The organism is Candidatus Bathycorpusculum sp. (assembly GCF_009778815.1).
Lineage (GTDB): Archaea > Thermoproteota > Bathyarchaeia > Bathyarchaeales > Bathycorpusculaceae > Bathycorpusculum > Bathycorpusculum hydrogenotrophicum.
Genome location: NZ_WRFL01000027.1, coordinates 1 through 22,398 on the forward strand (window position 1 = coordinate 1; position 22,398 = coordinate 22,398).

Sequence of the window (22,398 nt, forward strand, 5' to 3'; positions counted from 1 at the left end):
TCTTCAAGCAGGCAGTCATGTAACTATAATCTATCAGAACACTGAGCAAAAAAAGCCTGATTGTTCTCCAACCCCGCCCCCATGCACACCCAAACCCGACTGCTCCCCAACCCCACCCCCATGCACACCCAAACCCGACTGCTCCCCAACCCCACCCCCATGCACACCCAAACCCGACTGCAGACCACAAGACAGCTGCAAAGATCAAGACCACAAACAACCCAACCACAATAAACCAAATGATCCATGCAACGACAGTCACCATACCAAACACCCCAATACTAAAGCCATAGAGGAGAACTCTACTAATCCTCAAGAAGAAACCGATGACACACCCAGCTCCACACCACCACCCTCTGATGAAAACAAGTCTACAAACAGCGGCTCCTCAAGCTCCACCACCGCGTCTTCTTCGAGTACGTCTACATCTAGTAAAACAACGTCTAATGCGGCTCCCTCTAATTCTGGTGTCACAAACATTCCTGTAGCTAGTCCTGTTCCTGTGCTTCCAGCGGCTAAGGATCCTTTGCCCTCTGTTACGCAGTTTGTTTCTGAGGGTTCGGTTATGTTTGGTTTAGGCTGGTTAGGTGCAGCTTTGGTGGTGCTGTTTGGCGCTATCGTAACCGCACTAGCAATAACTGCAATACACCTAACACATAAAAAAAGGGCCCCACAACTCCAACTTTAGCCATACACACAAACTATAAAGTTGGATATCACCAACTTTTTCTCACCTATTTTTAGACTACAAATACAAAAGGTCAACCCTTTTATTTTTTTTATATGAATGGTTATTTTGTTTGTGGTTTTGGTTTCAGGTTATTTTTCGTCGTCAAATGAAAAGAGGTCATCGATTTTGGCATTTAATTCTCGAGATATTTGATAGGCTAAGCGTAATGAAGGGTTGTATTTGCCTTTCTCCATGAAAAGAATGGTTTGTCTGGCCACGCCTACTTTTTTTGCAAGTTGTTCTTGGGTTATGCCATTTTTTTCTCGGTATTCTTTCATGCGAGTTTTCATATGTGGTCAGTCGCCTCTTTTGTTGTAGTATGCGTAGGAAACACTGAAAATAGTTACCCCTTGGGATAGGGATACAAAAATCAGGGGTAAAGTATCATAGGTTTTTGTTACAAGGATGTAGGCTAAAAGAGTTGTTGAGAGTAGTGCATAGAAAAGGAATGCGTTTCTGCTTGCTAAGCCTACGTTTTTTTCAATTCTCTCGTCAGCTTTAATGAAAATAAAGAGGGTGAAGAGGCTGAATAGGGAGAAGAGCCAGGTGTTATACAGGCCAAGTAGTCCTGTTAAACCCAGAAGACCGAGGTAAGCTAAGTTGTTCTTTTTCATATTCGTCACCAATGTCACATATACATAACGTAATATAATTATGACGTTAAATATATATAACTATTACCTTGGCTTCGAGCAACACAGAATTGAAAAAAACCAAAAAAACAGAATAACAAAACAAGATCGGTGTACAACAACAGAGTAACAAAACGACTCAAGGTTAAGAGGGCCCAATTCAGGTTCCAATTGGTTTATGGAAAAATTTATAAAAATATGGAATATACGGCGTTAGAGTTGAAAATATGAATATACACAAGAGCACTGTGTTTCTGTTAATAATCATGGCAGTGCTTGTTGTACCTATTTTCTATTTTGTACGCTGGGGCATTGGGACAAAACTATTTTGGGTGAGTTCGGATGGTGTAGATGTTGTGGAGAAGAGCATTTGAGAAAAGCGTTGTTTGTTGCCGGTCAGTTCTTCTTTGTTTGATGATGCCGCCAAATCGCCCCTTATCTGCCGAAAAACCACTCTCAGAAAGATTGCGATAAAAATACTGCGCAAAAAATCAACCGAAAGAAGCCAATTTAGCCAAAATACTAGCCCAAACACCAATCCGCCTAATACTCTTTTTAGGAATCAAATACAACGCAGTACTACGCTCAAAAAGCTTGATAACATAGCGGGTACTGAAATATTTATCCAGCCGCAAAAATTTAATGGCAATACCTAAATGCCTCAACATAGCCAAAGCCTTTTTGAAAGCCTCCAGCTCCGATACTTTAGACATCCCACACCCAACATACATACCAGACGACAAATCAATCAAAGAGAAAAAATGAACAAACTTTTTCCCATACTTCTGAAGACCAGTACAGTAGTGGTTCTCCACACTAACAGCATAGCCTGTGCCATCTCCAGAGAACTCGCCGCTGACTGCACCCACATCTTTTAGAAGCAAAACAAAGACATTGTGCAACACCAGTTTGACCTCAGGATCGCTGTAGAGGCGCTCAATGTATTTGTAGCTCCATCTACTCCAAAGAGCGGCTGGAAGTAGTGGAGGGATTGCTCAGCCACGCGGTTGGATTTGTTTAAGAAACGCACCATTATGAACAAGTTGGCTTTCTTTTCTAGGTCTATTTTGGGGGGTCGGCCCATTTTTTGGTCTTCTTTGTTTATGGTTTCTACGGCTTGATGTACGTATTGGGGCAGGTTGTTTAGGCGTTGTTTTATTTGTGCACGTTTTTGTTCCCATTGGCTGTAGGGGTAGTCTGTTTTGTGGTCTTTGAAGAGTGTTTCGCGGGTTTCTTCTAGGACTTCGAGCATTTCTTTGGTGCTTTTGACCGTTAGGCGTTTCATACGCAAAACATTGCGGCATATGGTTATAAATATGCCATAATATGCTCTAGTACGAATCTTTCAAAAAATATATCTGCTCTCAAAGTATGCATACGCACAAGGGCAACCAAGAAAAAACAACTCAAACTACTTTTGTCCCAAGGCCGTACGCTGGGCTAATGATTTATTTGGAACCCTTGCATGCTTGGTGTTTTATATCGGATTTATTTTGGTATTGCGCGGCATTCTATATAAAACGGGCTTTAAATTTCCTCAAAGCGAAAATAGAACCGTAAATAGGGTATAGATAGAATACTAATAAGCGTTCTCTCAGGTTTGTTTGCGGTCTTTACCATAGGCGTCGTTGTAACTGTTCTTTTGGATTCTCGACCAAGCTATTTTTGGGTGTTTTTAATTCTCTTATTTGCTGCAGGAGCTTTTATCGGAGACACACTCAGAACAACATTAAAAAAACATGAACAAAAAAAGATACGTAGCTAACCAAAAACGCTACAATCAAACTAACAACCTTATCAGTTATCAGCATGTGTTGTTTTATGGTTAGGACTATTTTTGGTTTGCAGCTGGGCAGTTATATTTGTATTGACCGTCTGGGTCAATGCCATAAAAGTCTGCAAATGAGATGGACCATAAGGATTTTTTTAGTTGGCTTACATCGATTTTGTTTTTGATTAAATATTGCCATATACCGCTATAGTTGAGGTTGCCTTGTAGGATAATGCCGGTAACAATGTTATTTCGTATGATAATTTTTTTGTAACTATTAGGAATGGTTTGAATGTGAACAGTATCGTCACTTTCGGGGTTAATGTTGCCTACTGAGAGGGTGGGTAGATCGAAAAAGTTTAGGGTGTTTTTAGCTGTAAAGGTGTCTGTGAATTGTGTTTTTATATTGCACATGTTTTTTGCGGCTGTTTCGCCTTGTTTTACAGCAGATTGCCAGATTTCGCCAAGGCCTGTTACGCTGCCTGCGGCGTAAACGTTTGCGCAGGATGTTTTTAGGTAGGGGTCTACTTTTATGGCGCGGTCATATTCGATTCCGCTACCTTCTAAGAGTTTAGTGGAGGGTCGAACACCAGCGGCTACAATAACCATATCGCAGGCTATGTTTTCGCCTGTTTCTAGGGTGATGTGGGTTATCTCGCCGTTTTGGTTGCTTTGGGTGTTGGTTATTTTGCTGTTTAATCTAAAGGTACAGCCGTTTTGTTCGAATAATTTTTGATACACCGCCGCGGCTGTAGAGTCTATGTTTAGAGACAGGATTTGGGGTGCCATTTCAACAATGATGACGGGTTTTTTTAGTTTTAAGAGGGCGTAGGCAACATCTAGGCCAACTAGTCCGGCGCCGACTATGAGAATTTTTTTTACGTTAGGAGCTTTTTCGCGGATTGTTTTTGCGTCTGTTAGGTGTCGGTAGCCATATACGTTTGTTGCAGTTTTTAATTGGCCTATATTGGGAATAACTGCTTCAGAGCCGGTGGCTATTAGCAGGTTATCGTAGGGCAGGGTTTTGTTTTGTAGTTGTATGTGGTTGTTTTTTGTGTCAATGCTTAGAACAGATTCTCCAGGGTACCAGGTGATATTGTTAGTGGTGAAAAAGTCGTTTGGTACAAAGCTTAGGCTTGTTTGGTCTCTTTCGTGTCCAGTGTATTTGTGCAACATACAACGGGAATAGATGCTCTCATCTGAGGATACGATTGTGATGTCGTTGTTTTTGTTTATGTTTCGGATGGTTTTTGCGGCGGCTATGCCTGCTGCGCCGCTTCCAATGATTACTTGTTTCATGCTATACTACTTCCTCGATATAGATGGCCTTGTTTGGGCAGGCGCGTACGCAGTTGGGGCCGTTTTTGTCTTTTGCGCAAAAGTCGCATTTTATTACGTAGGTTTTAGTTGGGTTGTCGGGTTTTATGATGCCAAAGGGGCAGTTCATTACGCACATAAAGCAGGCGGCGCATTGTTTGCCGTCATATTGGACCAGTTTGTTCTCTGGGTTTTTTGTCATGGCTCCGCTCATGCAGGCTGATACGCATTGGGGATCGTCACAGTGTCTGCAAAATAGGGGGAAGTAGACGCCGTTGGCATCTGTTTGTATCGAGTTTCTTGATTCGTTTGTGCCATCGGTTAGGTCTAGATCGTAGAGGCTTCCGCTATCTTGTCGGTGGGCTTGCATGCATGCTAGGGAGCAGCTTTTGCAACCGTTGCATTTTGTGTGATCGATCATTATGCGTTGGATTTGACTCACCTTCAGATTTTTAGGGCTTTGCGTTTGTCCATTATGATTTGTTCTAGTATGTTTGCGGATTCTTTGGCGTCAGCGTTTATGATAACTTGGCCGCCGGTTAGTTGTTTCATGTCCTCGGTTAGGACTTTGACTGCGACTTTGCTTCCGGTGATAAAGGGCGGCAGACCTAAGTGTAGCGGTAGGCCAAGGGCTAGGCCAAATGCTCCATCAGCTAGGGCTTGTTCTTCTAGCCACTGTGGTGCGGATAGTACTAGGGGTAGTTGGGGTAGGTCGATGTTTAGGGCTTTGGCTAACTCGACGGCAACGGTTTCTAGGCGTCCAATGGCTAGGCAGGGGCCGAAGTTTAGAACTGGGGGGATGCCTAGTTTTTGGCAGATGGCTTTTAGTTTGGGGCCGGCTAATTCGGCAGCTTGGGGGGTCATAAGGCCGCAGTTTTCAATGCCGCCTGAGGAGCAACCCGCGGTTAGAACAATGATGTCTTTGGCGATTAATTCTTTGGTGAGCTCAACTGTTAAGACATCGTAGCCTCCAGCAGTGAGGTTTGAGCAACCTACGACTGCGGCAACGCCTTTGATTTGGCCTGAGACAATCAGATCAATCAGAGGAGACCAGTTACCACCTAGGAATTCTTTCAGGGTTACTTCGCTGACACCGGTTAGGGTGTTGTCGTTGCCGTGTTCTTTTAGCAGATTTAGAGTGGTTTTTGGTCGGCGGGTTTTGTATGCTTCGATGGTTTCGTTGATGATTTCGGTGCTTATGCGTGCTTTTTCTTCGAAGCTAAATTGTTTCATTTCGGCGTTAGCTTTTTTGGCAACGTTATCTATACAGATTTGCTTTATGTTCAAGGTGTCACATATGGGTTCGATGCCGGGCAGGGTGCAGTTAAATTCAGAGAGTACCACATCGATAGCGCCAGTAGCTAGAATTGCTTCGCTGGCATAATTGTTGCCTGCATGACCCTCAAATAAGCCGGTGTAGTGGACGCCTCTTAGCTGCAGGTCTTGGCCTACGCAGGTGCAACCGACTAATCGGAAGCCTTTGGCGCCTGCGGCGTTTGCGAGTTTAACTATTTCGGGTTGGACAAGTTGTTCTTGTAGATGGGCAAACAAGACATGTTGATGGCCGGTAATCATGATGTTTATGTACTCAGGATCGATAACGCGCAATCCCACTGGTGCCATACGGATTTTGGGTTCGCCCAACAAAACATCATTTAGTAAATTGGTAAGCAACAACCCATACAATCCTGTAGAGATACCTAAGCGTAGACAATCAACCAGCATATCAACTGGATCAGAGGATAGGTTGGTGGAGGTTTTTACTACGCCTTTGAAGACCTCAGATTTTGCGCCGCCGGGTAGAATACCCAGTTTTTGCCAAGTTTGATAACGGGGGGCATAGGCCAATTTTTGCACTAATTGCATCTTTTCAAAATCAGGCTTGTAGAGATCAGCCAACACTGCATCAGCAACTTTGATAGCTTTCTCATAACTATCAGCACCAGCAATACCTATCATCTCACATAGCCGATCAAGAGTCTGCAACCCTTTTAGGGGTCCTTTAGCTTGGGCAGTATTTTTTAGATGACGAGCCACATTTTCTACCACATGAATATAGCAACCTGAACCTGCCGCTACAGCACGTAAGAAATTGCGCACCACCATAACATCGGAAGTAGCGCCGCAAACTCCGCGAGGTGAATTGGGTGTAATACGACAAGGGCCATTAGCGCAAAGTCGACAACAAACACCCTGCAAACCAAACCCGCATTTTAGTTTTTGAGACTCTACACGCTGATGTGAGGTTTCCATAGGTAATTGAGCAATAAATTTCTCCAGCACCTTATCGGCACTTTTACAGGTTACACAGCCATTGTATTCGGTCATAGCAATCTCTCTTTAGCATTTGACATATTAAGCCACTTTGTATAAAGTATATATCCAGTTCAGCGAATAGTTACAAACAATATAACAATCTTTTACTATATATTGTTTAGAAACACTTCACAGAACCAAACACACACTCCACAAACAAATCCAAAAAATAAAAACAGCACTAAATATACTTTGTGCGCACAACACACCACTATTGCAATACAACCACAACCAAAACACCACTCACACACCAAACAACCCCTGCCAACAAGAACAAAGCAGGAAATATAAAAGAAAACGAAAAAACCCAAACAGACAAACCAGCAAGACACATCACTACAAACATTACGACAAAATACGCACAAACCCAATGAAAAGTTAGAAAGTAACAAGAACAGGAAGCTCTGTAACGCTCAGTCACCACAACTTGACGCTACAGAGCCAGAAAGCACCTAAGGAAGTGTCTTCAATTGGACACAAATACAGCCGCATCTTTAAAACTTTCCCAAGAACAATATGTTTTTAGGCATCTACATTATAGCGGCTTACAAATAGCAAAGGGAATAGGTTACAATAAACTACAACACATCCAATGAAACTAAAACCAAATCAGACAATATTTAGAAAACATGGCGAGCCAAGTCGGATTTGAAATAGCGATCCCAACTATTAGTGATTTCATTACTGCCACTATATGATAACTACGTTCTTTTCCAGCCACTAATCAACACAAGTTTCCAGCCAGCTGATTCATCGTTATTCAATGTAGAAGACGGGACATATTTCAGGCAATCATAATAAAAAAACAATGCAACATATACAGCAACTTATTTGAAAAAATAACAGTGTAACATTTAACTCATTGGAAGCTATAGAGCAATAGAGCTTTTGTTGCATTATTACCATCTTACAGCCGAAATGTCATTTATGACTCTTTAGATTTCTTCATCAAACTTTGTTTGATTCACCCTTCTCATATTCTTCCCTTAAATAGTCATTAAAGGTTTTGTCAACATACATTTCCAAACAAGAGGTGTTAATACATGATGCAGAAAAGGCTTTCCCCGGTACAATATCGCTTGTTTGTATAATTGCCTCTAATGAACGAGATCCATGCGAATACTTGTCAACTTTTATAAAGGCCTCTAAGACATTATCAGCAATTTCGAGTGTTGTTTTTTGATCTATACTAAGTTTCTTTTCTAGCAATGATCTCATAAGGTAGCACGTCTTAGCATATATCCAAACTCACAAAATGGAGTCTTATCACCACATGCTTCACATTGTTGAGCATCTTGTTTTTGCTTCGCTACATCTTGCAGTTTTCTGCCGGCTTGCTCAGTCGTCTCAAACTCTTTAACATCACAAGTACTGTTTTTGTCAGATGTATTTTTGGATAAATCTTTACCGTGTGGACACTGGCGATTTGGTCCAAGAATATTAATGTACCCTTTTAACCTACTAAGAAAATCTTTCGCTTTTTGCGCTTCAACCTCACGACTTTCTGCTTTTTTCTTAAAAACAGACATACTCTCGTTTGTTCCACCTGCAAATATAAAAATTGCACGCCCAATAAAATGCGGGTGTCCTTCTTCAGTAAACTCACCATCCTGCATAGGAGCCAAAAAATACTTCAACCACCCCAACTCATCGTTAAGTTTTGAATCGAATTCATCAAAAAAAAACAATCGGGCACTCACCCTTTAGGCCTGCATCACGGATTTGGTGAAAAGCCGTTACAAGCTCTTCAGGTCCCTTCATTTGGGATACATTAAACTTAAAAATTTTATTAAACTTAAAGGTTTTTTCAGTTTCCAGCTCATCTATTGAGGCAGCAATTTGCTCAACTGCAAAGGATTTTCCAGAACCAGGCGGTCCAAACACACAGATTGAGAGAGGCCTGTCCAATTTTGTATTGTAGATATAAGAGCGGAACAATTGGTGTATATAAGCGAGCAAGCAGAAGTGATGGAGGAAAAAAGAACAGATATCAAAACGTAACCATTAGTCCAGCTCACCAAGATTTTTTGATGTAACCATCTTTATCCACTTCTACCTCTACACCATCTATCATGTGTTTTTTTTCGCCAGCTATCCCGTCTTTTTTCTCAGATTTCTCCGAATTCAGATATTGCTCTATTAGAGCGATTATTTCTTTTTCTCGTTCAGCCTTAGTTGGTGTGCTAACTTTAACAATAACATAAACACCAGCCACCGCCACACATATCCCAGCCACCACTATTAGCGACATTTTAGAGATCCTTCACCAATACACCATAATCTGCATTGACTTAAATGCTTGCCACCATTCAACGGTGTAAACGCTATTACAGCTTAACTAGGCAATGCATTTGTTTTCAATAAACTTGTTCTTTTGCTAATTAAGCAATCACGTTGACGTATTGTGAAATCGAGAAGCATGTTGGTTCGGTTTACTTGGCGGTGAACACGCGAAGTATGGCAAACAGATTGTTGCGACATTGTCACAACAATTAATCAAAAAATATGGACAACATTTTGAATAAACAAAAACGCGTATGATTAAATTTGCCAAATTGTTTCCTGATGTTGAAATTCCATGCGACACTGTCACAAGAATTGCCCGCAACCAACACACCAATAACATACCCATGTCTAAATCTTTAAAGCGGCGGTGTAAACCAAAAAGTAAAACCTAAACCACACCAAAATCAATCTCAAAGCAAATCACCTTAATAGCCAAAACAAGCACAAATACACCTCAGATATAGAGAGAAATTTGGTGGACCGAGCCAGATTTGAACTGGCGACCTTTCGATTATCAGTCGAACGCTCAAGCCGTGCTGAGCTACCGGTCCACATATTTCCTTAGGCCTTAAACCTATAGAATATTCCTTGTAGACTCGGCTCTTATTTATAAAACCTTCGCGATTAACAACAATTTTACTGCTTAACACGTTAACTGTAAGTACATCCACTGAGATACACTCAATGGTTTACTAAGATACAACAAGATTTTTACCTACTTACTTAGTTCTAGAAAAAGTAATACTTCAATTTGAAGCCTAATCGAGCATTTCTTTGAACGCTGTCATCTTAGAGTAGTTGTTAATGTCGTATACAAATAAATAAAGAGATATGAAAATTTTGAGAATATTACATGTTCCTACAGAGACTGTCCAGAGGATATCTAATGATTGAATAACATCTGTATGAAAAGGTAGATGCTGTAGGATGTCTGATAGGTTCAACTTTTATTTGCTGTTTCTACTGATGGGCTGATTGTTAGTTATTCACGTTTTATGATTATTGAATGTGAGATTAGGCTGTGCACTGTTTTGTGTGTTTCTTTGGCGGTATAGAAATAGTATGATAATAACTACTGTGCACAACCATAGAGAGAGAAAATTAGCTAATCAGAGTTATAGTGCAGTTTGGGCTATGTCGTAGGTCATAAGTGCATTGATATTGTTTTTTTCTGTTGCTACCTGCATGTTGAGGTATTGGCTTATGATTGTGGATGGCCTATAAGTTTCAAAGGTGGATAGCTTAGTTTTTGTTGCTCTGCTGTTACGTACTACTAAAAATAGCCCACCCAGTGACAGCGTTATGAGTACCCATAAACCAAAATGCAGGTTACTCTGCAAAGTTAGTAGTCCAGTGTAGTGTAGTGCGAGAAATAATGAGAAGAACAACATGGAACTTGATGATGCTGTTACTAGGGGGAATTTTACATCCGCAACTGATACGGGAACTTGATTTGGTTTTAATGTAGTTGATGCATTTAGAGGTTCAGGTGTTGTGTATTGTTCTTTGTATAGGGTTATGGGGGCATTACAGCATGTGCATCTGTCCATGTTTTTGTTTACGACGCTACCACAGTAACTGCATCTAGTCATCATTCTTCACATCAGACGGATATAGCAATATTTAATATATAAAACGCTGCTACAAATTTTGATATATATCTATTACAGCACCATACTTCACGCAACTACAACAATTACCAACCGTTGGCTTCTTCTTCCTGCTGTAATTGTTCCTCATCATCATTAAATTCATCCCATTCATTAAACATCCGATCTAAATCCTGCTGTGGATCGTTTGGGTGTTGAATTTGCCTATTTGGTTTTGGTTTTTTTGTTTCATGACAGAAATTTGGTTCTGATTGGAGTTTTGATTGTTTTTTCGACCAAAACTTTAGCACTGCAATTATGACACAACCACAGAAAAGAACAATAAGCAAATACAGCAGATTATTCATTTTAGCGCCAGACCTTATTCTGTATACCTAAACTCTACATTAACATTTCCACAGCTGATTTAAGTGTAAACTATTTGACGGTTAGTTGAGTGTGATAGATGAAGCGATGACTAAATTATTTTAGGGGATGGTATAGTTTATTATAAGCAGATGCGCTCTGAGAGGACAGGGAGAAGTATGGGTTTAGTCGTTGCCGCAGTGGGTATTAGCGGTTCGGGGAAAACAACTACTCTTGAGTACTTAATCAGCAAGTTTTCAGTTAAGGGTTATCGTGTTGGTGCTGTGAAGCATATTCATCATGTAGATTTTTCGATGGATACGACAGGTACCAATACTTGGCGGTTTGCTCAGGCAGGTGCAGGGGTGGTCGTTGCGGTTTCGCCCCGAGAAATTGACATCATTAAAAAAACAACGCAAGACAGCCAAGATCTCAACAGAATCCTGGGGTTTCTCGATGATGAGGCGCTTGATCTAGTTTTCATTGAGGGTTTTCATGGTTTGATTGCGCCGCGGCAAGATGTTGTCAAGATAGTTACAGCTAAAGATCAAGTGGACCTAAAAATCACACTTGAGCTGATTAAACAACCAGTAGCGGCCATTGCAGGTTTGGTGGCTCAGAGTTCTTTGGGTTCTGTCTTTGAGGGAATACCGGTTGTAAAGTTACCTTTGGAAGGTGACCAGCTTGTTTGTCTCTTAGAAAAAGAGTTGCAAAAGCAGGGTAATCAGGTTTAGAGGGTGATTCTTTGGGGGCAGGTGTAGATGTTCATGTGTTTGTTGCGAACAAATCCGATTAGGGTTATGTTGGCTTTTTGTGCTGAGTCTACGCCTGAGTTGAGCACGGCTGCGACTGAGGCTACAATGGGTAGACCTGCTTTGGCGGCTTTGTAGATCATATCGCCTGGGACGCGTCCGGTGATAATTAAGAAGCATTGGGTGAAATCTATTTTTTTGAGGACGCCTTCGCCTATGACTTTGTCGACGGTGTTGTGTCTGCCTACGTCTTCTGAGAATGCGACCATGGTGCCGTCTGCTTGGAAAATGGCGCTGTCATGGAGGCCTCCGGTTTCTTTGAAGCCGTGAGCTTTTTGGTTGATTTGGCTGATGGCATCTATTATGGTTTGGGCTTTTATGGTTAGGTTTGATTGTACGGTGGCTAGTTTGTCGTCTTTTTGGTAGGCTGAGGTACTGGTTTTGATGAGTGGAACGATGCGTGTACTGGTTCGCTGGTTTTTTATGCGCTCTTCTAGGTTGATGTTTGCTTTGAGGGTTACTTGGCAGGTGTTGTTTGTTGGGTTGACGGTTATGTTTTCGATTTCATCTACAGATTGCAGGAGGTCTTCGGCAAATAGGTGGCCTACGGCTAGTTCTTCAAACTGGGAGGGGGAACACCAAATAACAAATGCGTGGAGGTTGTTTAGGGTGATTTGGAGAGGGACTTCCTCGGCGATGCAGTCGATGGTTCGGTTGCTTGTGTTTGTGGCTGTATCAACTCTTAGCATGATAACTCGGCGCAACAACATGTCCTCACTTTAGGGAGGAGGTAGTGATAGGTTGATAAGTACTTCGGTTTAATTAACAGCTGACTGGATGTTTGTTTGATTGATTTAAAAAGATTAAGAAAGTAGGAAAGTTAGAGGTATTTTTCGTAGAATTGCAGGGCGGGGTTTGCGGTTTTGTTGGCAAAGATTTTTCCTGTGCCATGTTCGGAGCGGTCGCCTAAGAATACGTAGAAGGGCCCAGCTACGTTTGTGGTGTCGTCAACTTTGACTTTGGGTTTGATGCTGTCTATGGTAAAGGAGGGTAGGATTTCAAGGGTGCCTCCGACGACGATTTTGCCGCCGCTCATGCAGGCTCCGGTTCGGACGTCGCAGTCTTTTTCGACATATATGGCGCCGTCGGTCATGTGGTAACCTATGAATCGGCCTGCGGATCCTTTGATTTTTATAATGCCGCCTTTTAGGTGACAGCCAACGTCTGTGCCGACGTTGCCATCAACGGTGATTAGGCCGCCTTTCATGCCTAAATCGTTGCCTCGGTAGGGTGATGCTAGGTAGTCGCCGCCGTCGCCGTGTATTTCGATGGTGCCTTTTTTCATTTCGCTGCCGGTCCAGCAACCTGCGTTGCCATTTATGGTGATTTTGCCGCCGGCCATTTTTTCGCCTGTGTGCATGCCAATGTTGCCGTTTATGACGATTTCGCCGGTTTTCATGGCTTGTCCGACGCGTTTGACTTTGCTTAGATCACCATTTAGGGTGATGTTGGGGGTTTCTTGGGGGCTTTGTTCGATTTTGAAAAGATCGGCTAGGGTGACGTTGCGGTTGCCTTCGGTTGCGGGTAGTTTTTTGATCTCGGCTAGGGTTTTGTCTTTAAAGTTTTCAGGGGTTATGCAGGGTGCTTGGATGGGAACACTGAATTCTCTTAGAGCAGTTAGGGTTATCATCTTCTATACACTTGCCTTTACACTTAATTTATCTGAAACTTTTACATAGTGATCGGTAACTGGGTAGTTTTCGTATTCGATGGTCCAGTATTCTTTGAATTTGCGTTTCATTTCGTCGTCGATTCGGCAGGGGTCTTTTGTTTGTGCATCTACCCAGATGGTTCGGCCTGGGATTTGGCTGTTTACGACTTGGCCGTCTTTGGCAACTATGGTGCCGTCTTTTAGGGTGTAGGCGGCGTTGGCAAAGGCTTTGCGGGCGGTTCGGAATTTTTGGGCGATGTCTAGTGTTTCGGGGTTTATGTTAAAGATTGCAACATCTGCGTCTGCACCAATGCCTAGGTGGCCTTTGTTGGGTAGCCCTAGGGCTTGAGCGGTTCCTGCGCGGGTCATGATGGCGATTTCATATAGACTGAGTTCGCGATCAATTGAGGGCAACAAACTCTTTTTGCGGGCGCTTTTGTGGCATCTTTTGAGTGTGGCTTCGCGGGCTTTTTTGCTATATAGCCAGGCCAGCACTTTGGGGTAATCATAGAAGGGCCCACCGTTTGGGTGGTCGGTGGTCATAAAGATTTTCCATGGATCTTTGATGAGCAGTGCGAGTTCGAGGCCGATGCTCCATTGGAGTGCGCTAACGGGGCTGTTGCGTTTGTAGTGGAATGGGATAATGCCGCCGCTACTCTCGGTTTCTACGTCGCTGTTTACCCATTTTAGGTGGCCGCCTAGTTCGTAGAGGCTAAATTCGAAGGGACCATCGGCAGTCATGGTTGTGGTGTCGCTAAAGGTGACTTGGCCCATGTCCATGGTCATGTGGGTGTGGTTGTTCATGTATTTGGCGATATCTTCAGCGCCGGATTTGAATTTGCGCCAGTTTTCACCTTTAAAGGCGCAAAACTGTACGTGGGTGATGTGTGCTACGGGTTTGCCATCGGTTGAGAGGTCTTCGAGGGCGTTCATGGTGTCAAGGGTGGTTTGGTAGTTGCCTGGGATTCCTAGATTGTTTGTGTGGAGATGTATTGTGTGGGGCATGTTTAGTTTTTTGTTAACTTTGATCAGACCGCGCATGATTTCTCGTGGGGTGATGTCAAAGTTGGGAACTTGGTCGTCTATACTGTGGACGTTGCGGCCAAAGCCCCAGGATTCTAAGCCTCCGGGGTTGACGACTTTGATGGCATAGCCGCGTGTGGAATGTATTAGCCATGAGACTAGGCGGGCGCATTCGTCTATGTCGCCTTTTGCGAGGTTTTCAAGAACAAACCACCAGTCACCACTCAGGATGTAGGTGCCTTTGTCTATTAGGGGTATGTCGTTTAATTCTTCATGGGCGTGTTTTGCTTTCATGGGTGCGATGGAGCCGTTAAATACTGAGGTGTAACCCATTGCAGAATAGCGATAACCTGTGACAAATGTTGAGGGGATAGAGTAGCCTGTGCCTCCGCGGGTGATTGAGGTTTTTCGGACAGGGTCTTTGTAGTGATCCTCGGGGCGGATTATGCGTCCGGTGTTAACTTCTGCTCCGGCGATGTGGCTGTGAATATCCACTCCACCCGCCATAACGGTTAAGCCGGATGCGTCAATGATTTGGGCAGTTTTTTCGTTGACTTTTTGAACGATTTTATTATCTTTGATTGCTATATCCATTTTTTCGCAGTTGATTTTGTTTCTGGGGTCAACCACAAAACCGTTTTTGATCAGGATTTCAGTCATTTAAGCAACCTTCTTTGTCTTTTTTGTTACGCGTTTAGGTTTTTCCTGAATGGGGCATTCTCTGGATGTCTTAGTTGCTTTGGTGGGTTTGTGGGGAGCAATTTTGGGTTCAGCTTGCCCGACAGGTTCGCCGCGTTTAGCTTTGATGGCTCGAACCTCCTCAAGGATGCGAACTAGGAGTTCTTCATCAGTTAGAATTCCTGGTGGGGGTTCAACAACTTTTTTGAGCGTAATGGGAACGGCGTCCATGCGATAAGCTGTGCCGGCGTATTCTATACCGCACCACTGGGTGGGAAACACGACATCGCCAAGCCGAGATATGGCATTCATATCTGGGTTGATGGTGATTAGGGGGTGTTTCATCATGTTTTGCATGATAACACTTGGAAAGTGTGCGGCGGGATCGGCAGAGATAATCAAGGTTGCGTCGTTGTCGTTGCGTCTTAACAGATCAACTGCGGTGTTTTCTCCGGGGTTAAACTGGGGGTAGCCCTGAGAGAAGTCAAGAGCAAAGGGGTAGCCGGTTTGCCAGGCAAACACGTTGTTTGCGCCGGTAACGTTAAAGTGTCCTCTCATAGGGGAGATAACGAATTTGGTTTTTCGGTTTAGGTCTCGTGCTAAGGCGATGGCGATTTCAATGTTTCGGAAACGGCCCAAGCTCTGGGTCATGCCTAAACCAAAGTAGATGACACCGAACTCGCAACTCATCATGGCATCTGCAACCTCACGTAAAGTATCAAGGGGGATACCGCCGACTTTTTCAACATCAAGCTCTTGATCGGTAACTAGACATCGCAGAGCCTCGATTACATCATAGTCACGGTTGGGTTCGATCTGGAGGAAATAATCAGCCACCTCAGCAGTCATGGTTTTGCGTACGTCCACCACAATCATTTTACGTCCAGGTTTGTGCTCAAGCATCTGTGGGGGTGGACCTGTAAAAGAGGCCGCTTTAGTGGGGGGTTCCACACGTGAGATTCGCTTAGAGGCCATTTCCATTTTTTTGCGGTTTGAATCAGCCTTTAATTTTTTAACATAACTTTGCCACTCACTACCCTCAAAACGTCCATCAGTAAAGGCGGTGTAGCGCTCAACATGGCGAGGGTGGCTTGCCCAGGGGTTGCAGGCCCAGTAAACAATCAAATCCGCACGGTGGCGAATTTGGCCCAAGGTGGCAGCAGGGATACCGATTTCCTGGGTTGCCATAACCGAGGGGCCGTGGCATACGCTACAACAGTTGTCCAAAGTTGCGCCTAATTCTTCGGCTAATTCAACACCGATACGCTGTGCTTCGCCAACGGTGCTGCTCCAGCCAAACAGCAAAGGATACTTGGCATCTGTTAGAATTTGGGCTGCTTTTTTAACTGCTTCATCCATAGATACAGAAACAAGTTTGCCGTCTTTTCGTATCATGGGTTTTAGGATGCGTTCTTCGCTTTTGTAGCCGTGCACCATTTTTGCTTCACAAACTGCACAGCCATTTTTCATTTTGACTATTTCGTTGTTCTCTACGGTGACTTCGAGGTCGTCGCAGAGACAGCCACATATGGGGCAAACAACATTGTTTATTGTTTTACTCATCGCTATTCCTCCCGAATTGTTGCATAAGAAGTTCTTCTAATGTAAGTACCGCTTGATCTGGGGCGGCTTCAACCTCAACTGGGAACCCGCGGTAGAGCGGCATACCCATAGTGTAGGTTTCATCACCACAGATAACATTGGCCCAAGAACCACAAGGCATAAACACCATACCCGGCATAACGCCCCAACGGTATTTCTGGGCTTTAACAATAACTGAACCATATTTGGATGTTACACGAACAATTGAACCATTTTTTATGCCAAGTTTCACCATATCAGATTTATCAAAGAAACAAACGGCACAACCAACATAGTATTCCTCAGAGCCCTTACCTAGCTCTTTGCCTACGCCTTGTTCAATAGTTCTACCAGTAATTAGAGTAGCCCGGAGTTTTTGCTCCATATTCTCCACACTTATCAATAGAAATTTAGCCACATATATTTAAGAATAAAGGTTTCGGTTGCATGGAAAAAGTGATATTATTTTTAATTATTGACTACACAAAACAGCGGCAACAGGAATAAACTCAATTCAACCCATCGTCAAAAATTTAATACGCCTGCGTTTCCGCAAAAACAAAAATAAACCCACACAAACAGCAACAACTCCCAAAACAACAACAGCAACAACAGGCAACAAGGGAAACGGTGCAGAAGCAACACTAAACGTCACAGCATCAGAAACACCAACATTACCATATGCATCCTCCGCAAACACCCGCACACTATGTTGCCCGCTTGATAACCCTGACAAAGTAACATTACCCGTAATTGTTATGTTTGCCTGGCCATCAAGACTATACCCCATCCACACCATCGGACGAGCCAAACTAAACTCAAGCGGTACATCTCCAGGACCATACTCCACCCCATCCTCCAAAGACACAATCGAAACAACAGGCGCAACCTCACCCCAACCAAACGGAGTATACCGCTCAACCAACGCCGACGCAGTAAGAATAGGACTGATCGGAATACCACGCATATACTTGAAACCACTAACCGTATAACCCCCCAGAACATAAACTAAATCATTCAAAACCACCACCGAAACATCCGTACGAGGAGTGGGCAACTCCGCAGCAGACACCCACACACTAGATGCCAAATCAAACCCCATAAACTCATAAATATCAAAAGAAGCCGAACCACATAGACAATAAAGCATAGAAGGCGCATAAACTCCCGAAGTAGACATAGAAAAAAGCCTATAGCACAAACCAGGACCACCTGATGCAACCACGCTCCAAGTATCTTTTTCTGGCTCATAAACTTGAACCATGGGCATTACCTTCCCGATAATGGGTAAACCATTATATTTTGGTTCAGTTTGAGCTCCAATCATATATAATTTATCGTCATAAACAGTTGGACCTGCAGAGAAGCCATCAGGCAACGAAGCTTTTTGTGTCCAATTATCAGTCAACGGATCATAAACCATAGTCAAATAAGAAATGACGCTATTCCCGCTGATTAAGCAGATTATTTTTCCACTTACAACATTTGCATACATAAAATCTGCCGCAATAGGCAGGGTATGCTTATTTTCCCATACATCCGATACTGGATCATAAACTAAATTAAATTCCGGGCTCAGACAGTAAATTTTATTCCCAAGAACCGTGACAACAAAAGTACTGCTTGAAGCAGGTAGCGGTGCATTACTAGTACTGCCTGAAGTGGGCATTGAGTTCTTATAAGTCCAGTTGTCAGTAACCGGATCATATACTTCAACAGTGTCCACCGCATAACTTTTAGCAGATCCTGAGACTCTAACTTCACCGCCTATGGCATAGATCTTACCCTCCACCACCACCACACCCAAATTGTAACGCGCTTGCTGCAACGATGCCCTGTAGGTCCAATTGTTAACCTCAGGATCATACATCTCAACAATACCAACAGCAACTAACTCATCATTACGACCACCTATAGCATAGATATTACCATCCACAACCGTCACAGATAAATCGTATCGCGCCTGTTGCATAGATGGCATCTCAACCCAAGTATTCGCCTCCGGTAAAGGCAGTGTCGCCGCCAAAACAGAAACCTCAATAAACAAACCACAAACCAACAAAAACACAAAAACTAACCCCACAACCCTGCAAACAAACCTCAACTATTTCACACCCAATATTTTACCTTGTAATATCAATAAAGATAGCAACAAACACCATATATCGTTTACTGATCAGCATTCTTTAATTCTGAAACACATCAAACAAAAACAAAAAAGAAAAAAGATTGACTACAACGGTGCTATGTGCAACGATAATTCGCAGTTAACGTCGTATTCGAAGTTATCAATTGGTATCCACAATTATCACTGCCATCGCTAAACGAATCAAAGATTGTAAAAATATAGATTTGCCAATCAACATTAAGAGTATGCCAACCCGATGTCACCATAAAAGCCCCCGGAGTACCGCCCACAAGCTGATCATCAATATAGACCCCCACATTCAACTCGTTTCCATAGTCATCCCACGCATCAATTATCAACCAAGGATTAGTTCCAATCGCAACATTGTAGGGTCCAGACAAACTGCTAGGACTTCCATCCTCACATTGTGCATACACCTTAACGCCATACACACCATCAGTACTCCACGCATGAGATACCGAAACAGATGCTCCAGAATTAACATACCCCGTTGTTGTCGTTGTGCCATCAGCCCAATCAAAAATATAGCGTACCCTATGACCAAACGAGTCAACCGAAGAAGATACTGTGAAACTATGAGATACACCAACAGCGCCGCTTGTTGGACCGCCAATAGAGGGCAAACTAACAGTATGCGGCTCAAAATCCTTCAAATGGATATTACCATTCCCATACACCTCCAACTTACTTGGCGTAGTATTATATATGTTCCACCAATAAGGAACAAACCCATTCTTCAAGGGAGAAGAGGCAAAAGACAAACCTGTACACTCCCGCGAAGCCTCATCTAAAGCATTATTCACCGACTGATCCATCGTCAAGGCATTCTGCAGAAAACTCTTCACCCAATCAAAATATGTATATGTTCCCTTAGGACCGGAAAGAGACTGTTCCAAAGATGCCGCACCCACACGAAAACCCATATACACCTGATTACCCCAATCCGGACTACCATACCCATCACCACTAATATGCGTACTAATATCAAAACCCGAAACCCCCAGACTAGCTACCTTACGCCCAGTCCAAGCAAACGGCATACTCACAGCTCGCTCAGGATACACCAGCAAATGAGGCGGCAACATACCCTGACCCGCAGTCTCCGCCGACAGACAAGTGCTAATGAACACAAAAGCAGTTTTACTCTGAGTTACCCAGTTATAAACCTCCCAATCATACACCGCATTACCCGGCCGCTCACTCGGAGGATCATTGGGAAACTTCAGGGTTCCGTTGTTGTCTTCAAACATGTAGTGGAATTCGTTTAATCCAGGATAGCCATCAGTTCTTCCAACACCATGATCGAAATCAACCACAGCCACATAATCCTTAGAATAATACAACGCCGAGATATCACTTCTAATTTGACTGGCAGCGGACCCCAAACCAGTTAAGCCTTGATGATTAATTCCACCATTACCCGTATAACCTCCATTTTGAAAGAAACCACCAATATCCCCACAAATACTTCGTTGATAGTTAGTTTCAGTGTAACTCTTGCGCCAATTTACCCAGTTATTCGGATTGGGATTGTATGCTCCGGCGTATGTGCTTTCTGAGCCCCAGACTGCGGCACCGCGTGATGTTGTGGCGTTGACAGTTTCAAGCGCACCCAAAAACAGGGTTGAGGATAGGATAATACAGAACAATACACCGCTGACTTTAAAACCATGCCGTTTAAACAAGCCAGCATAGTGTAGTTTTTTTGCTCCGCCCATACAGACAACAGCAAATCCTGACACCATAGCAACACAAACAGAGAACACAACCAACACAGACAAACTCAAACCAGTATCAAACACCACAGTTTGCTCTTCCATACCAGCAAAAAACGCCTCCTCCTCTTCAGGAAGAATAGATGACCAAGCCTCATGCACCCGCCTAACCTCACCCGTATCAGCCCAAACATCCACCTCCACACCATACATATACCCATACCACTTATCCAATGCAATACCAAACCGCCAAACCGGATAAAGCTCTAAAAGATATTCACTGCGAGTGCTATCCGCATTCAACGAACCCATAAAAACCAAACCCTCCCAACGCACACTATCCTCATTAAAATTATCCACCGACAAACTAGAAGCCTCAACATCTAAACTCCAAACATGACTCCTAGCCGCCTCAAGCGCAACAGCAAGCGCCTCATCTCTTGAAAGGCCCACACAAGTACTACCCACAGGGTATAGATGCCAGTTATCAACAAACGCAATCAAAACTCCCCGCCCAACTTCAAGAGACACAAACTTGGAATAAGGCGCCTCAGCACCATTAACCGCATAGTACCACTTAAACAGAGTAGAATCCTCAGTGAGTGTAATCTCAAGAACAATATCCTCCGAGCTCACCGTAACGTTACCTGGAATACTATCCACAGGTATTATAGAGCCCAGTCGATTATACAGAGAATTCCCGGCATAGTTTTGGTATTTCGCAAGGAAATCTTTGGCAACATCAACATCTATAAAATAATTAGATCTTGCTTGTGCAGATCCATCTTTGTAGATCGTGATCATTTGCAGGTTATTGTTTGCAAATGTATAGGATAATCGAAAACCATTTTCGTGATTTGAGGTGAGTGTATAGGCTACGATGTGTTGTGGAACAACACTAAGATATCCCATTTCTGCACTGCGTTCATAATTTTCGACGTGTATCTCATATTTTGTGGTATCAAACCTTAGCACCTCAGTGGTTAGGGTTAATGCTTTTTGTTGTGGTGTCAACTCGGCAGCTTTAGCACTGGGCATAAAAACACATACAACACTTATAACCAATATCACAGAGAGAAGTATAGTCAACCATTTTTGAGGAGTTTTATTGTTTTTGTTCATGATATTCAACTCAGTTATACATAAGATTAAGAAGTATCGCAAATGTAGTTCAACATTAATGCTTACACTTATCTTAATATACTAGAATAAAAATAAATTTAAAGCTTTCCTAAAAACAACTTTGGAACATAAAAAGGCAACCGCACACCATATGAGAGCAGAATATTAGAGCAAAAACGGACTACGTAACATTTCTATGGCAGATTCACACAAACACAAAACAAGGCAACACCACCCATCAGTTATTGCGCTTCTTCAGCCTATCTCTCAACTTCCTCTATCAAATGAAGGCAGGGTTTAAGCGCTGGATTTACTTCGCGGTATGGGGCTATAAATTTGGGTTCTTCAAGGGTGTCCAAAGAATTATTTGGCGGCAACAAGTAAATGCCGTTATTTGGGTAGGCTCTGCAAAACTCCACAACCGCCTCAACATATCGACACCAAACCACCTCTTTTTGCGCCTGCGTGGCCCCGCCCGATCAAAATCAAGCAAACACTCATAACACCTCAACAAAAAATAAACCTCACTCCTCAAAGACAAAGAAGACTAACAGGATTTGAGAGCTTTTTCTCTAAACGAGATAAACGGCTTTTAAAACTCAAGACGTACCAGCACCACCTGTTGTTTGCTCTAAAACCTCAAGACGCCGCTCCAACAAA

The 22,398-nt window shown here is 43.1% G+C and carries 19 protein-coding genes, 1 tRNA gene and 2 pseudogenes; 2 read left to right on the plus strand and 20 right to left on the minus strand.

What is annotated here, in order from left to right; translation table 11 throughout:
- A pseudogene (locus tag FWF39_RS06515) lies at positions 1–688 on the plus strand (hypothetical protein); the annotation flags it as partial.
- 131 nt (positions 689–819) lie between these two features.
- Here FWF39_RS06515 and FWF39_RS06520 read toward each other — a convergent pair.
- The 12 genes and pseudogenes from FWF39_RS06520 to FWF39_RS06575 form a co-directional block, all read right to left on the minus strand.
- Positions 820–1,020 carry a helix-turn-helix transcriptional regulator gene (locus tag FWF39_RS06520; protein ID WP_343382637.1) on the minus strand — a complete coding sequence of 67 codons (201 nt, stop codon included), beginning with the start codon at positions 1,018–1,020 and terminating at the stop codon, positions 820–822.
- Positions 1,021–1,026: 6 nt separating this feature from the next.
- The gene (locus FWF39_RS06525; protein ID WP_343382638.1) at positions 1,027–1,344 is read right to left on the minus strand and encodes a DUF3796 domain-containing protein; all 318 of its coding nucleotides are present in this window, start codon (positions 1,342–1,344) and stop codon (positions 1,027–1,029) included.
- 341 nt (positions 1,345–1,685) lie between these two features.
- A pseudogene (locus FWF39_RS06530) lies at positions 1,686–2,647 on the minus strand (ISNCY family transposase).
- A gap of 546 nt (positions 2,648–3,193) precedes the next feature.
- A complete protein-coding gene (locus tag FWF39_RS06535; RefSeq protein WP_343382639.1) occupies positions 3,194–4,432 on the minus strand; it encodes an FAD-dependent oxidoreductase in 1,239 nt (412 codons plus the stop codon).
- 1 nt (position 4,433) lies between these two features.
- Positions 4,434–4,883, minus strand: a complete 450-nt coding sequence (locus tag FWF39_RS06540; protein WP_343382663.1) for a 4Fe-4S dicluster domain-containing protein — start codon at positions 4,881–4,883, stop codon at positions 4,434–4,436.
- 11 nt (positions 4,884–4,894) lie between these two features.
- The gene (cooS, locus tag FWF39_RS06545) at positions 4,895–6,778 is read right to left on the minus strand and encodes an anaerobic carbon-monoxide dehydrogenase catalytic subunit (RefSeq protein WP_343382640.1); all 1,884 of its coding nucleotides are present in this window, start codon (positions 6,776–6,778) and stop codon (positions 4,895–4,897) included.
- A 936-nt stretch (positions 6,779–7,714) separates the two neighbouring features.
- Positions 7,715–7,984 (minus strand): hypothetical protein, encoded by a 270-nt coding sequence (locus FWF39_RS06550; RefSeq protein WP_343382641.1) that lies wholly within the window; start codon positions 7,982–7,984, stop codon positions 7,715–7,717.
- Positions 7,981–8,454, minus strand: a complete 474-nt coding sequence (locus tag FWF39_RS06555; protein WP_343382642.1) for a hypothetical protein — start codon at positions 8,452–8,454, stop codon at positions 7,981–7,983. The genes FWF39_RS06550 and FWF39_RS06555 overlap by 4 nt, the downstream gene beginning before the upstream one ends.
- Positions 8,455–8,780: 326 nt before the next feature.
- Positions 8,781–9,017 (minus strand): hypothetical protein, encoded by a 237-nt coding sequence (locus FWF39_RS06560; protein ID WP_343382643.1) that lies wholly within the window; start codon positions 9,015–9,017, stop codon positions 8,781–8,783.
- A 508-nt stretch (positions 9,018–9,525) separates the two neighbouring features.
- Positions 9,526–9,603 (minus strand) — tRNA-Ile (locus FWF39_RS06565).
- A 564-nt stretch (positions 9,604–10,167) separates the two neighbouring features.
- Positions 10,168–10,644: a hypothetical protein gene (locus FWF39_RS06570; protein ID WP_343382644.1), complete on the minus strand. Its 477-nt coding sequence runs from the start codon at positions 10,642–10,644 to the stop codon at positions 10,168–10,170.
- A 104-nt stretch (positions 10,645–10,748) separates the two neighbouring features.
- A complete protein-coding gene (locus FWF39_RS06575; RefSeq protein WP_343382645.1) occupies positions 10,749–11,009 on the minus strand; it encodes a hypothetical protein in 261 nt (86 codons plus the stop codon).
- A 177-nt stretch (positions 11,010–11,186) separates the two neighbouring features.
- Between FWF39_RS06575 and mobB the strand changes: the two genes are divergently transcribed.
- Entirely contained in the window at positions 11,187–11,741 is a 555-nt protein-coding gene (gene mobB, locus FWF39_RS06580; RefSeq protein ID WP_343382646.1) for a molybdopterin-guanine dinucleotide biosynthesis protein B, read from the plus strand.
- Here the strand turns inward: mobB and fdhD are convergent.
- From fdhD to FWF39_RS06620, 8 genes are all read right to left on the minus strand, one after another.
- A complete protein-coding gene (gene fdhD, locus FWF39_RS06585; RefSeq protein ID WP_343382647.1) occupies positions 11,738–12,529 on the minus strand; it encodes a formate dehydrogenase accessory sulfurtransferase FdhD in 792 nt (263 codons plus the stop codon). The genes mobB and fdhD overlap by 4 nt on opposite strands.
- 110 nt (positions 12,530–12,639) lie before the next feature.
- The gene (locus FWF39_RS06590; protein WP_343382648.1) at positions 12,640–13,449 is read right to left on the minus strand and encodes a formylmethanofuran dehydrogenase subunit C; all 810 of its coding nucleotides are present in this window, start codon (positions 13,447–13,449) and stop codon (positions 12,640–12,642) included.
- A gap of 3 nt (positions 13,450–13,452) precedes the next feature.
- Positions 13,453–15,153 carry a formylmethanofuran dehydrogenase subunit A gene (locus FWF39_RS06595; RefSeq protein ID WP_343382649.1) on the minus strand — a complete coding sequence of 567 codons (1,701 nt, stop codon included), beginning with the start codon at positions 15,151–15,153 and terminating at the stop codon, positions 13,453–13,455.
- Complete coding sequence (locus FWF39_RS06600) at positions 15,154–16,734, minus strand: formylmethanofuran dehydrogenase subunit B (protein ID WP_343382650.1); 1,581 nt, start codon at positions 16,732–16,734, stop codon at positions 15,154–15,156.
- The gene (locus tag FWF39_RS06605; RefSeq protein ID WP_343382651.1) at positions 16,727–17,137 is read right to left on the minus strand and encodes a molybdopterin dinucleotide binding domain-containing protein; all 411 of its coding nucleotides are present in this window, start codon (positions 17,135–17,137) and stop codon (positions 16,727–16,729) included. The genes FWF39_RS06600 and FWF39_RS06605 overlap by 8 nt, the downstream gene beginning before the upstream one ends.
- Before the next feature lie 129 nt (positions 17,138–17,266).
- The gene (locus FWF39_RS06610) at positions 17,267–18,724 is read right to left on the minus strand and encodes a hypothetical protein (protein WP_343382652.1); all 1,458 of its coding nucleotides are present in this window, start codon (positions 18,722–18,724) and stop codon (positions 17,267–17,269) included.
- A gap of 272 nt (positions 18,725–18,996) precedes the next feature.
- Complete coding sequence (locus tag FWF39_RS06615) at positions 18,997–21,738, minus strand: PKD domain-containing protein (RefSeq protein ID WP_343382653.1); 2,742 nt, start codon at positions 21,736–21,738, stop codon at positions 18,997–18,999.
- A gap of 260 nt (positions 21,739–21,998) precedes the next feature.
- Positions 21,999–22,157 carry a hypothetical protein gene (locus tag FWF39_RS06620; protein WP_343382654.1) on the minus strand — a complete coding sequence of 53 codons (159 nt, stop codon included), beginning with the start codon at positions 22,155–22,157 and terminating at the stop codon, positions 21,999–22,001.
- Positions 22,158–22,398 lie beyond the last annotated feature (241 nt).

Coding starts and splice junctions, on each gene's coding strand:
- FWF39_RS06520 (WP_343382637.1), bottom strand. CDS start 1,020: ATGAAAACTCGCATGAAAGAATACCGAGAAAAAAATGGCATAACCCAA.
- FWF39_RS06525 (WP_343382638.1), bottom strand. CDS start 1,344: ATGAAAAAGAACAACTTAGCTTACCTCGGTCTTCTGGGTTTAACAGGA.
- FWF39_RS06535 (WP_343382639.1), bottom strand. CDS start 4,432: ATGAAACAAGTAATCATTGGAAGCGGCGCAGCAGGCATAGCCGCCGCA.
- cooS (WP_343382640.1), bottom strand. CDS start 6,778: ATGACCGAATACAATGGCTGTGTAACCTGTAAAAGTGCCGATAAGGTG.
- FWF39_RS06550 (WP_343382641.1), bottom strand. CDS start 7,984: ATGAGATCATTGCTAGAAAAGAAACTTAGTATAGATCAAAAAACAACA.
- FWF39_RS06560 (WP_343382643.1), bottom strand. CDS start 9,017: ATGTCGCTAATAGTGGTGGCTGGGATATGTGTGGCGGTGGCTGGTGTT.
- FWF39_RS06570 (WP_343382644.1), bottom strand. CDS start 10,644: ATGACTAGATGCAGTTACTGTGGTAGCGTCGTAAACAAAAACATGGAC.
- FWF39_RS06575 (WP_343382645.1), bottom strand. CDS start 11,009: ATGAATAATCTGCTGTATTTGCTTATTGTTCTTTTCTGTGGTTGTGTC.
- mobB (WP_343382646.1), top strand. CDS start 11,187: ATGGGTTTAGTCGTTGCCGCAGTGGGTATTAGCGGTTCGGGGAAAACA.
- fdhD (WP_343382647.1), bottom strand. CDS start 12,529: ATGTTGTTGCGCCGAGTTATCATGCTAAGAGTTGATACAGCCACAAAC.
- FWF39_RS06590 (WP_343382648.1), bottom strand. CDS start 13,449: ATGATAACCCTAACTGCTCTAAGAGAATTCAGTGTTCCCATCCAAGCA.
- FWF39_RS06595 (WP_343382649.1), bottom strand. CDS start 15,153: ATGACTGAAATCCTGATCAAAAACGGTTTTGTGGTTGACCCCAGAAAC.
- FWF39_RS06600 (WP_343382650.1), bottom strand. CDS start 16,734: ATGAGTAAAACAATAAACAATGTTGTTTGCCCCATATGTGGCTGTCTC.
- FWF39_RS06605 (WP_343382651.1), bottom strand. CDS start 17,137: ATGGAGCAAAAACTCCGGGCTACTCTAATTACTGGTAGAACTATTGAA.
- FWF39_RS06610 (WP_343382652.1), bottom strand. CDS start 18,724: ATGCAACAGGCGCGATACGATTTATCTGTGACGGTTGTGGATGGTAAT.
- FWF39_RS06615 (WP_343382653.1), bottom strand. CDS start 21,738: ATGAACAAAAACAATAAAACTCCTCAAAAATGGTTGACTATACTTCTC.